The following is a 10,999-nucleotide window of genomic DNA, read 5'->3' on the forward strand; positions in this document are numbered from 1 at the left end:
CAATTTGGAGCAACATTTCATGTTGGTAAAAACGAAGTTCAAACAGATTTTTCTATCCTTTTGTTTTGCAATCCTACTGTTTTTAAATACGGGTTGCGTTGCTATTGAACGCATTGATGATGAAACCGTTTTGTTGAAGTTTCCTGTGATGAATGAGGATATTTTTCCATTTAATGGTAAGATATTTCCTCTATTTAAAAAAGATGAGGAAAGTTCAGTATCAGATCAATCAGAGGTTATAGATAAAGTTATAGAAGAAAATGGATCGGAAGAAGCATCAACATCTGAAATAATAGAATTAGAATTTTCTCAAGAACAAGAGGAAAAAATTGCACCGGATATAGAACCTGTAGAAGAGGCGATCGAAACAATAGAAGAAACTGTTACATCGGAAAACGAGGAAGAAATTGCTTCAGAGATAGAACCTGTAGAAGAAACTGTTGCATCGGAAAACGAGGAAGAATCTTCAATTCCTATTATTTCTGCTGAAGAACAAGAGGAAGAAGTTAGTTCAGATATAGAACCTGTAGAAGAGGCGATCGAAACAATAGAAGAAACTGTTACATCGGAAAACGAGGAAGAAATTGCTTCAGATATAGAACCTGTAGAAGAAACTGTTGTATCGGAAAATGAGGAAGAATCTTCAATTCCAATGATTTCTGCTGAAGAACAAGAGGAGGAAATTGCTTCAGATATAGAACCTGTAGAAGAAACTGTTGCATCGGAAAACGAGGAAGAATCTTCAATTCCAATGATTTCTGCTGAAGAACAAGAGGAAGAAATTGCTTCAGATATAGAACCTATAGAAGATGCGATCGCAGTCCCGAAAACAGAAAAAGATTTTACGCTTATTTTATTTCCTAAAAGCGATCGCCAAGAATCCGTTATCCTCAATCAAGAAACCTATAAAAAGATTTTGAGGATTCTAAGAACATCTGAATAGTGCCAATTTAAAAACAATAAGCTCTCAAAAGTTCTCAAAATAGTAAGGGAAGCATAAAAGCTACCATTAAGACCAAAAACACAAACAAAGAATGCTTGCTATGAATATTTTTAACGCTTGGTTCTTTCGCAAACCACATCGCAGGCAAGGCTTCTTTCTACTACCATTTCTGCTTTCCCTGCTGTTTTTCCTAACATTTTCTTCCCTTGCTCCTTCTGTCTCCCAGGCCAAACCTTCTCGTGTAGATACTCTTCTCGATCGCGGCGAGATATCAGAAGCGATCGCAATGGTAGAAACGGGTTGGAAAAAAGACTATCAAAACTTCTATCGGCACAAATATGAACAACCGATTCAACAAACCGAGGCGATCGCCCAAAAACTCCTCGATATAGCTCGAGAAACCGGGGAAAATCCCGCCGTCATCTGGGCATTTTCTCGCCCCGAAGACCTAGTTATTCTGCTGATTACTCCTGGAAATGAACCCATTAGTTTCACCATTGCCGAGGCAGATAGCGAAGAACTTGATATTATGGCAACAACCTTTCGCCGGGAAGTTGCTAACCCTCGTAGAGTCAATGGCTTTGCCTATAGAAGAGCCTCCCAACAACTTTATCAGTGGTTGATTGCACCGATCAAACCTATCCTCGAAAGCCAACAGATCGACACCCTTTTATTTTGCGTTGGCGAAAACCTGCGATCGCTTCCATTTGCAGCACTTCACGACGGAGAACAATTCCTGATTGAAAAATATAGCCTCGCGACAATCCCCGCCTTTAGCCTCACAGAAACTACCTACACCGATATCCGCAACGCTCGAGTTTTGGCCATGGGAGCCTCAGAATTTCAAGAACAAATCCCCTTACCGGGAGTGGAAGTCGAACTGTCGGCGATCGTGCCAGAATTGTGGCCGGGGTCAGCCTTCCTCAATCAGAACTTTACCATCGCTAACCTGCAAGCCGAACGCCAACAAGACCCAGTTCAAATTATCCATCTTGCTACCCACGCGGAGTTTAAATCTGGAGCCCCCGATCGCTCCTATATTCAATTTAGCGATCGCCAACTTTCCCTCGATCGCCTTGAGGAACTGGGCTGGAAAGATCCTCCCGTAGAATTGTTAGTTTTAAGTGCTTGTCAGACAGCATTAGGCGATCGCGACGCAGAATTAGGGTTTGCAGGATTGGCAGTACAAGCAGGAGTGAAAACCGCGATCGCCAGTTTGTGGTCTGTGAGCGATATCGGGACTCTCGCCTTAATGAGCGAATTTTATCAGCAATTAAGAACCGCCCCCATTAAAACCGAGGCACTGCGACAGGCTCAACTTGCCATGATTCGCGGCGATATTCGCTTAGAAGGGGCAACTTTGGTCAATTCCGGAGGCGCGATCGAATTGCCTTCAGATTTGCCCTTTGCTCGCGTTAATTTGGCTCATCCTTATTATTGGTCGGCTTTCGTGGCGATCGGCTCTCCGTGGTGATTTTGCTAAATAACGATCGATTTCTAGAGAAAAAAGAAGGAGTAAAACCTAGGATTCTCAAACATTGACAAAGATTGTCAATTCAGGCAGCATGGAAATGTAATCATGCAATCTGACCATGCACATCTCTCTCACTCCCCATCTTGAAAAGATGGTTAAAGAAAAAGTGGCTTTTGGCTCTTACAACAACGCCAGTGAGGTCATTCGCGAAGCCTTGCGCCTGATGGAGCAAAACGACCAAATGCTTGATGTCAAGCGTCAAGCCTTAAGAGATGCTGTTCTCTTGGGTTTTGACCAAGCCAAACGAGGAGAATTCAGCGATCGCTCGGTAGCAGAAATCATCGCTACCGCCAATAGTTCTACTGTAGAAGAGAATGCCTGAATATCGCCTGACGCGACTGGCCGATGCGGATCTTGTCGGAATTTGGCAGTACACTTATCAAACTTGGGGCAAACAGCAAGCGGATCGCTATCTCGGGTAGCTAGAACGCAGATTTATCGATCTTGCCCAAAATTCAGCGAAAGGGAGTCCGAGATCGGAATTATTTTCCTCTTGTCGAATGTACCCAGAAGGCAAGCATCTCATTTTTTACCGACCGTCGGATAATGGGATCGAAGTCGTTCGTGTTCTCCACGAGCGTATGAATGTTCCTCAATATTTCTCTGACTCCGCAACAGAAGAGGAGAAAAATTAATGCGTTACGCTATTATTAATGACTCGCCAACCCCACGATCAATTCGCTAAACAATATCTTGAAGGACTACTCTCACCTCTCGGCGAAGTCAAAATCAGCCAAGAGGTGTCCTCAGAAGTGCGTCAAGTGGATGTTTACTTTTCTCCCTCACCCACTCCTCCATCGTCACCCCCAGACTTGGGATTACTCGGGCAAATCGTCGCGACTCCTTGTTCTCTCGAACCCTTCCGCAACCAACCCAGTAACACCGATATTCGTAATTGTATGTTGAAACTGTACTCTCTCCACAGTCAACTACAGCGCCAAGCCAAACGAAGCAATCGCACTCTCACAGAAAACGATCTCCCGCAATTGTGGATTCTCACCCCTTCAGCCAGCGATCGCCTTCTCAAGAGTTTTTGTTTCTCCCGCAAGGACAAATGGGAACAAGGAGTATATTTTCTTGGAGAAGCGCCAAAAACAGCCCTCATCGCCATCAACTGCTTACCCGAAACCCCAGAAACTCTCTGGCTGAGAATATTAGGCAAAGGCAAAATTCAAGAACGCGCTATCCTAGAATTAGTCGCACTCGCAAGAAATAATCCCTTGCGAAGTCACGCCCTAGAACAAGTCGCCATTTGGCGAGTTAATTTGGAAATGCAAGCCAATCCTACCGCAGAAGAACGGGAGTTAATCATGACACTATCCCCAGCTTATCTCCAATGGCGAGAAGAAACCTTACAACAGGGATTGCAACAGGGATTGCAACAAGGACAGCGTATGATGTTAGAAAATATCGCGATCGTGCGCTTTGGGTCGGTAGATGAAGAATTAACAAACATTATCGATCGCCTCTTACAATTGCCCTCCCGAGAAGCCGTTTCCCTGCTCCTGCAATCCACCCGCACAGAACTATTAGAATGGTTGAGAAACCCAGAATTGAGAAATAATAACTAATCCAAAACGCAAATCTTAAAATTACTTCATCAACGCGATCGCATTTTTGATTAAGCGGAAATAACAGTAACGCGATCGGATTCTGACGCGATCGCGCAAATTCAGCAGAAGTTAAATTTCACCCCAAATCTCACTTTAAAGAAAAGAGAAGAGATGTAAAGAAGTCTGATTCTTCCTCTCAGCAAAATTTTTCAGCAAAATTTTTTCCTTCTTCCCCATTTTTGTTGGGATATGGTATTGATAGGAAAAAGCGGCACAAATGCAGAATCATGTTTTGCTTATAGTCTGTGCAGGGTAATCGTCTACCCCAAGCCCTTTGTAGGGGCGTTGAACTCAACGTCCGTATATTTATCATTAACGCTAATGTCAACCCTTGTTATTGTCGAATCGCCCACTAAAGCGCGGACTATCCGCAATTACTTACCCAATGGCTACCGCGTCGAAGCCTCAATGGGTCACGTTCGCGATTTGCCTTCCTCTGCTGATGAAATTCCCCCCGCCCACAAGGACAAGGACTGGGCGAAATTAGGTGTTGATGTCAAAAATAAGTTTGCCCCCCTCTATGTCGTCCCCAAGACCAAAAAGAAGGTCGTTAAGGAACTCAAAGAAGCCCTGAAGGTGGCTGACGAACTCATCCTCGCTACTGACGAAGATCGCGAGGGAGAAAGCATCTCTTGGCACTTGCTGCAACTCCTGAAGCCAAAGGTGCCGACTAAACGCATGGTTTTCCACGAAATTACTGAGGATGCGATTCAAAAAGCATTGCAAAATTGTCGGGAAATCGACGAAAACTTAGTTCGCGCCCAAGAAACTCGCCGCATTCTGGATCGCCTAGTCGGTTATACCCTCTCTCCCCTCCTCTGGAAGAAAATTGCTTACGGTTTGTCCGCCGGTCGCGTTCAGTCGGTATCAGTACGTTTGCTCGTCCGTCGTGAACGAGAACGCCGCGCTTTTATGTCTGGGGGATATTGGGATTTAAAAGCCACCTTGGACCAAAATCAGAACCTGTTTGAAGCTAAACTGGTCACATTGAAGGGTAAAAAACTGGTGACAGGGAGTGATTTTGACTCCAATACCGGACAAATTGCCAAGGGCAAAGATGTGGTGTTGTTGAATGAAGAAGAAGCCACTGCTTTGCACGATCGCCTGATTGATAAAACTTGGAAAGTTGCCAATATTGAAGAACGTCCCACCAAACGCCGCCCCTATCCTCCTTTTACCACCTCTACTCTGCAACAGGATGCCAACCGCAAATTAGGCTTATCGGCGCGGGATACCATGCGGACGGCGCAGAAACTGTATGAGGAAGGTTACATTACCTATATGCGAACCGACTCCGTGCATTTGTCCGATGAGGCGATCGCGGCGGCGCGATCCTGTGTTGAGAAAAAGTACGGTAAGGAATATCTCAGCCCCAAACCGAAGCAATATACCACCAAAAGTAAAGGGGCGCAGGAAGCACACGAAGCTATTCGCCCGGCGGGTTCTACCTTTCGCACCCCCAAAGAAACCCGGTTAAGCGATCGCGAATTCCGACTCTATGACCTGATTTGGAAGCGGACGGTGGCCTGTCAGATGGCGGATGCTCGTCTCACACAAATCACGGTCAATATTGATGTAGAAGATGCAGGTTTTCGCGCTAATGGCAAGCGCATTGATTTTCCCGGTTTCTTCCGCGCCTATGTGGAAGGGTCTGACGATCCCGATGCTGCTTTGGAAAATCAAGAGGTGTTGTTACCGACTTTAAAAGCGGGAGATACGCCTAAATGTAGCGAACTCGAAGTTCTGCAACATGAAACCAAGCCTCCCGCCCGTTATTCGGAAGCATCTCTTGTGAAAATGCTGGAAAGTGAGGGGATAGGTCGTCCTAGCACCTATGCGAGTATTATTGGCACCATTGTCGATCGCGGCTATGCCCAAATCCGCAATAAAACCCTGATTCCTACCTTTACCGCTTTTGCTGTCACCAGTTTATTAGAGACACATTTTAACGACTTGGTAGACACTCGTTTTACCTCCCGCATGGAACAAACCCTGGATGATATTGCTACGGGAGAGGTGAAATGGTTGCCCTATTTGGAAGAGTTTTATTTAGGGGAAACGGGGTTAGAAAATCAAGTTAAAGTTCGTGAGGAAGAAATCGATCCCGGTGTTGCTAAAGCCGTTAATTTAGAAAATCTCGAGGCGAAGGTCAGAATCGGTCGTTTTGGTCCTTATATTGAGGTAGAAAATGGTGAGGAAAAGGTTGCTGCATCTATTCCCCCCGATTTAACTCCGGCAGATTTGAATCCCGAACAAGTTGAAATTTTGATCCGGCAAAAATTGGAAGGTCCTGATAAATTGGGATTACATCCGGAGACGGGAGAACCGATTTATATTCTCACGGGAAATTACGGACCTTATGTACAGTTAGGGGAAAAAACTGAGGAGAATAAAAAGCCCAAACGTGCCTCGCTTCCGAAGGGAATGAAACAGGAAGATTTAACCCTCGATATTGCTGTTAGTTTATTGGCTTTGCCGCGAACTTTGGGGGTTAATCCCGCAACAGAAGCGAAAATTCAGGCTAATAATGGACGTTTTGGACCTTATGTCGTTCAAACTCAAGGCAAGGATAAAGATTATCGTTCAATTAAGGCTCCCGATGATGTTTTAACGATTACTTTAGAACGTGCTTTAGAACTTTTGGCGCAACCGAAAAAAGGACGCGGAAAGGGTTCTAAAACACCGTTACGGGAGTTAGGTAAACATCCCGATGATGATGTGCCGATTAATATTTATGAAGGTCCTTATGGGAAATATATCAAGCATGAAAAAATTAATGTTGGTATTCCTGAAGGAGAAACAGTAGAAAGTGTTACCTTAGAAATGGCTTTGAAGTTGTTGGCAGAAAAAGCAGCAACGAAGAAAACAACGCGAAAATCGACCACGAGGAAATCCACAACTACTAAAGCTAAAAAAACGACCAAAGCTAAAACCACAAGGGCGAAAAAGTCAACTAAAGCGAAGGATGAAGAAAAATGAGTCAAACCCTAGCAAGTATTCCCTGGACGAGTCGCGATTTAGAAGCACTTTCCGATAATGAATGGGTCCGTTATGAAATTATTAATGGAGAACTTTTTATGACGCGATCGCCTCATCGCAGACACCAACAAATTTGTTTTCGGATTGCTTTACAATTAGATACTTGGTCTGAGTCTAATAATTTGGGTGAAGCGATTATTATGCCTGGTTTGATTTTCTCTGATGCTGATAATGTCTCGCCGGATGTAGTTTGGGTGAGTCGTGAACGATTAGAAGAAATAGAAGATGATGCGGGGCATTTATGTGGTGCGCCCGAGTTGGTGGTAGAAGTGATTTCCCGAGGAGGACAAAACGAATATCGCGATCGCACTGCTAAACTGAAACTCTATTCGCTACAAGGGGTAAGGGAATATTGGATCGTCGATCGCTTTAACCAAAAAGTGGAAGTTTATCGGCGAGAAAATGCCCAGTTAAGTTTAATGGCAACTTTATTTGCTGAAGATGAAATAAATTCCCCCATTTTACCGGGATTTTCCAGCGCGATCGCCTGCTTTTTTCCGCATTAAAGGTTAAAACAATCGAACAATCCTAGAAAGTGAAGCTCTTTGGCTTAAACTGTGGGAAGTTGGCTCATTTTTTCGAGATCAAGAACTTTGGCTAACTCCTCTTCTGTCATTAAGCCTTTTTCGAGAACAATTTGACGGATAGATTTCCCTGTTTCCAAAGACTCTTTAGCCACCGATGCTGCATTCAAATAGCCAATATGAGGATTTAATGCCGTCACCAACGCTAAACTTCCCTCGGCATAGTCCAAGCAGCGATCGTCTTGCACCGTAATTCCCTGGATACATTTCTCGCTTAATCCCGAAATTGCCTGACCTAAAATTTCAATCCCATTAATGAGATCGTAAGCGATCAATGGCATCATCACATTTAATTCTAACTGTCCCGCCTGTCCTGCCAAGGCGATCGCGCTATCGTAACCCATCACCTGAAAACACACCATAGAAAGCATTTCCGCCATTACTGGATTGTATTTTCCAGGCATAATCGACGATCCTGGCTGTACCGGAGGCAATTGAATCTCTTTTAATCCTGTCTTTGGTCCCGAATCCATTAAGCGCAAATCATGGGAAATTTTCACTAAATCCTGTGCTAAATTTCTTAATGCTCCCGAAACACTCACAAAAGGAGACATACTCTGCATTGCTGCCATTAAATGAGGCGCACTACTAAGAGGATGGTCGATATACCCTCCCAGCAACTCCGCCACCCGAAAGCGATATTGAGGGTGAGTATTCAACCCAGTCCCCGAAGCACTTCCCCCCAAACCCAATACACACAAATCCTCTGAAGCATACTTGATCCGTCGCAAATGATCGCCGAGAATTCTCGCCCAGGCGCGGAATCCTTCTCCCAAACGAACCGGGACAGCATCCTGTAAGTGAGTTCTTCCGGACTTAACCACATCTTGAAAAGCGATCGCCTTTTCATTCAGTGCCGCGATCGCCGAATCTAAAGCCGGATACAAAGAATGAGTCAAAGCCAGTAATCCTCCAATCCGAATCGCAGTCGGAATGACATCATTAGTAGACTGACCGTAATTAACATGGTCATTGGGACTGACGCGCTGATAATTTCCTTTTTCTGCTCCCAAAAGTTCTAGAGCGCGATTACCCAGCACCTCATTCACATTCATGTGATGAGAAGTTCCCGCCCCAGCCTGATAAACATCGACGACAAACTGATCGCGAAACTGTCCTTGCAGTACCTCATCAGCAGCTTGGGCGATCGCCCTCGCTATCTCATCAGGAATACAACCGAGTTCCCCATTGGCGATCGCCGTCGCTTTTTTGATTAAAATACAGGCATCAATGTATGTAGAAAGGGGCTTAAGTCCGCTAATGGAGAAGTTTTCCGTCGCTCTGAGGGTTTGAATCCCATAGTAAACATCTTTGGGGATTTGGCGCTCCCCCATAGAGTCGCGTTCGATGCGATAATCTAATTCAGTCATGGATCTTTTAAATTCGGGTCGCAATGGCTGTAAAATTAATCCTATCAGGTTGTGCGATCACTGTTTCTGCAATACTCATAACTCTCTATTCTTCAGCAACAAATCGAGCCTGTAAGGGATTATCTCTCTAATCAACTGCGATCGGTCGAGTTTTGATAAGATATAAAACAAGACATTTCAACAAAAAACATGATGAATTACCTTTTAGAAACTGCGGTAGTGAGTGGAAGACAATTTCCCTTGGCTTTTACTGCAGTTTATATTGTTGGTTTTATTGCCGCCGTGGGAATTGGCTCCATTGCTTGGTATAATTCAAAACGTCCCCCTGGATGGGAAGATAGAGAGCGTCCTGATTTTATCCCCAATGTAAAATCGGATGACAAGTCTGAAAAACCACCAAAATCGTAAATCAATCAGCTTGTATTCAATCAGTTTGTATTCAAATTTGCTTTGACTCTTCTCAAAAAAAACATTTGCCTCTCTAATCACATCTGGAGGCAGATTACAAGCTCTATCCTTAGACAATTATCTCTTCAAATAATTAAACATTAGAAAATTAAGTGTTGTTTCGCAAGCAAATCTGACAGATGTTTAATAATAATGCTTTGACCCAAAAACTATTGGACAATTTAAAAGATTCTCAAGAAAGCATTCGCGAGAAAGCAACTGCTAAATTGTGGATGCTTTGGTTTCGGCAAAAAGGAGAACTCGGTTTGGAAACCTTACGACGCGCTCAATCTTTTTTGGAAGAAGGGGATGTTCAACGTGCTAAAAATATCCTCAATGATACGATTGCTATGTATCCGGATTTTGCCGAAGCATGGAATCGTCGTGCTATTCTGTATTATTCTCAAAAAAAGTTTCTCAAGTCTCGTGAGGATTGCAAACAAGTTGTGCGTTTAAATCCTTCACATTTCGGGGCATGGCACGGTTTGGGATTATGTAATGCTGCTTTAGGAGAATACAAGGAAGCAATTTTTGCCTTTAGAAAAGCACTGGAAATTCAACCTCATGCGATCGTCAATCAAAAATTAATTTTAGAATGCACGATGCGACTTTGACAGTCACTCGTTACCCGTAATTCAATTATTGACTTATCGGTAATAGTGAAGATTGCAGCAGATATCGAAACACAAAATTGGAGCAACTTTGATGGCAAACGATCATCTGGACATAGATATTGCTGAATATATTGACCATGCGCTGCTTAATCCAGCAACAACTTTACCAGAAGTTAAGCAAGGCTGTTCGGAAGCAGTACAATATGATTTTCCTGCCGTATGTGTTTATCCCAATGCAGTACGAGAAGCCGCAGAGTTTTTACATAATAAACCCCCTCGAGTTTGTGCTGTAATTGGTTTTCCTTCTGGTGCAACAACCTCTGCCGTGAAGCTCTATGAAGCAAGAGAAGCGGTAGACAATGGTGCGACGGAATTAGATGTTGTTGTTAATTTGGGCTGGTTAAGAGTTGGCAAAACAGAGGAAATTTATCGAGAAATTTCCGAGATTTGTGGAGAAACTGGGCAAACGATTAAGGCTATTTTAGAAACTTCACTTCTTAGCAAAACTGAGATTCGTTTGGGGGCAGAAATTTGTATGGATGCGGGAGTTGCTTATGTAAAAACCAGTACGGGTTGGTTTGGTGGAGCAACAGTAGAGGATGTAAACTTATTAAAAGAAATTACCAAAGGACGAATTGGAATTAAAGCATCGGGGGGCATTCGTACCCCCCAACAAGCTCTCGATTTAATTCTCGCGGGGGCAACTCGTTTGGGAACTTCTCACGGTGTTGAATTGATTCGCCAAAGAGCAAGGTAATGTAGTTGATAGTTGATAGTTGATAGTTGATAGTTGATAGTTGATAGTTGATAGTTGATAGTTGATAGTTGATAGTTGATAGTTGATAGTTGATAGTT

General features: G+C 43.7%; 11 protein-coding genes and 1 pseudogene. 11 read left to right on the forward strand and 1 reads right to left on the reverse strand.

Annotated elements, in window-relative coordinates:
* Positions 1 to 19: 19 nt before the first annotated feature.
* The 8 genes and pseudogenes from JUI58_RS23670 (at position 20) to JUI58_RS23705 (ending at position 7,635) form a co-directional block, all read left to right on the forward strand.
* Positions 20 to 943: a hypothetical protein gene (locus JUI58_RS23670; protein ID WP_204106316.1), complete on the forward strand. Its 924-nt coding sequence runs from the start codon at positions 20 to 22 to the stop codon at positions 941 to 943.
* 100 nt (positions 944 to 1,043) lie between these two features.
* A complete protein-coding gene (locus JUI58_RS23675) occupies positions 1,044 to 2,417 on the forward strand; it encodes a CHAT domain-containing protein (RefSeq protein ID WP_204106317.1) in 1,374 nt (457 codons plus the stop codon).
* A gap of 118 nt (positions 2,418 to 2,535) precedes the next feature.
* Positions 2,536 to 2,799 carry a type II toxin-antitoxin system ParD family antitoxin gene (locus JUI58_RS23680; RefSeq protein WP_204106318.1) on the forward strand — a complete coding sequence of 88 codons (264 nt, stop codon included), beginning with the start codon at positions 2,536 to 2,538 and terminating at the stop codon, positions 2,797 to 2,799.
* A complete protein-coding gene (locus tag JUI58_RS23685) occupies positions 2,792 to 2,899 on the forward strand; it encodes a type II toxin-antitoxin system RelE/ParE family toxin (RefSeq protein ID WP_204106319.1) in 108 nt (35 codons plus the stop codon). Before JUI58_RS23680 ends, JUI58_RS23685 begins: the two co-directional genes overlap by 8 nt.
* Before the next feature lie 12 nt (positions 2,900 to 2,911).
* Positions 2,912 to 3,112: pseudogene (locus JUI58_RS23690) on the forward strand (type II toxin-antitoxin system RelE/ParE family toxin); the annotation flags it as partial.
* A gap of 18 nt (positions 3,113 to 3,130) precedes the next feature.
* Positions 3,131 to 4,048, forward strand: coding sequence for a hypothetical protein (locus JUI58_RS23695; protein WP_204106320.1), 918 nt, complete (start codon positions 3,131 to 3,133; stop codon positions 4,046 to 4,048).
* Between the two features lie 363 nt (positions 4,049 to 4,411).
* Positions 4,412 to 7,069, forward strand: a complete 2,658-nt coding sequence (topA, locus tag JUI58_RS23700) for a type I DNA topoisomerase (protein WP_204106321.1) — start codon at positions 4,412 to 4,414, stop codon at positions 7,067 to 7,069.
* Positions 7,066 to 7,635 carry a Uma2 family endonuclease gene (locus tag JUI58_RS23705; protein WP_204106322.1) on the forward strand — a complete coding sequence of 190 codons (570 nt, stop codon included), beginning with the start codon at positions 7,066 to 7,068 and terminating at the stop codon, positions 7,633 to 7,635. Before topA ends, JUI58_RS23705 begins: the two co-directional genes overlap by 4 nt.
* Before the next feature lie 44 nt (positions 7,636 to 7,679).
* Here JUI58_RS23705 and JUI58_RS23710 read toward each other — a convergent pair whose 3' ends face one another.
* The gene (locus JUI58_RS23710; RefSeq protein ID WP_204106323.1) at positions 7,680 to 9,083 is read right to left on the reverse strand and encodes an aspartate ammonia-lyase; all 1,404 of its coding nucleotides are present in this window, start codon (positions 9,081 to 9,083) and stop codon (positions 7,680 to 7,682) included.
* A gap of 192 nt (positions 9,084 to 9,275) precedes the next feature.
* Between JUI58_RS23710 and JUI58_RS23715 the strand changes: the two genes are divergently transcribed.
* From JUI58_RS23715 to deoC, 3 genes are all read left to right on the forward strand, one after another.
* Positions 9,276 to 9,491 carry a hypothetical protein gene (locus JUI58_RS23715; RefSeq protein ID WP_204106329.1) on the forward strand — a complete coding sequence of 72 codons (216 nt, stop codon included), beginning with the start codon at positions 9,276 to 9,278 and terminating at the stop codon, positions 9,489 to 9,491.
* A 179-nt stretch (positions 9,492 to 9,670) separates the two neighbouring features.
* Entirely contained in the window at positions 9,671 to 10,144 is a 474-nt protein-coding gene (locus JUI58_RS23720) for a tetratricopeptide repeat protein (RefSeq protein ID WP_204106324.1), read from the forward strand.
* Between the two features lie 91 nt (positions 10,145 to 10,235).
* Positions 10,236 to 10,901: a deoxyribose-phosphate aldolase gene (deoC, locus tag JUI58_RS23725; RefSeq protein ID WP_204106325.1), complete on the forward strand. Its 666-nt coding sequence runs from the start codon at positions 10,236 to 10,238 to the stop codon at positions 10,899 to 10,901.
* Positions 10,902 to 10,999 lie beyond the last annotated feature (98 nt).

Source organism: Spirulina sp. CCY15215, assembly GCF_016888125.1.
Lineage (GTDB): Bacteria > Cyanobacteriota > Cyanobacteriia > Cyanobacteriales > Spirulinaceae > CCY15215.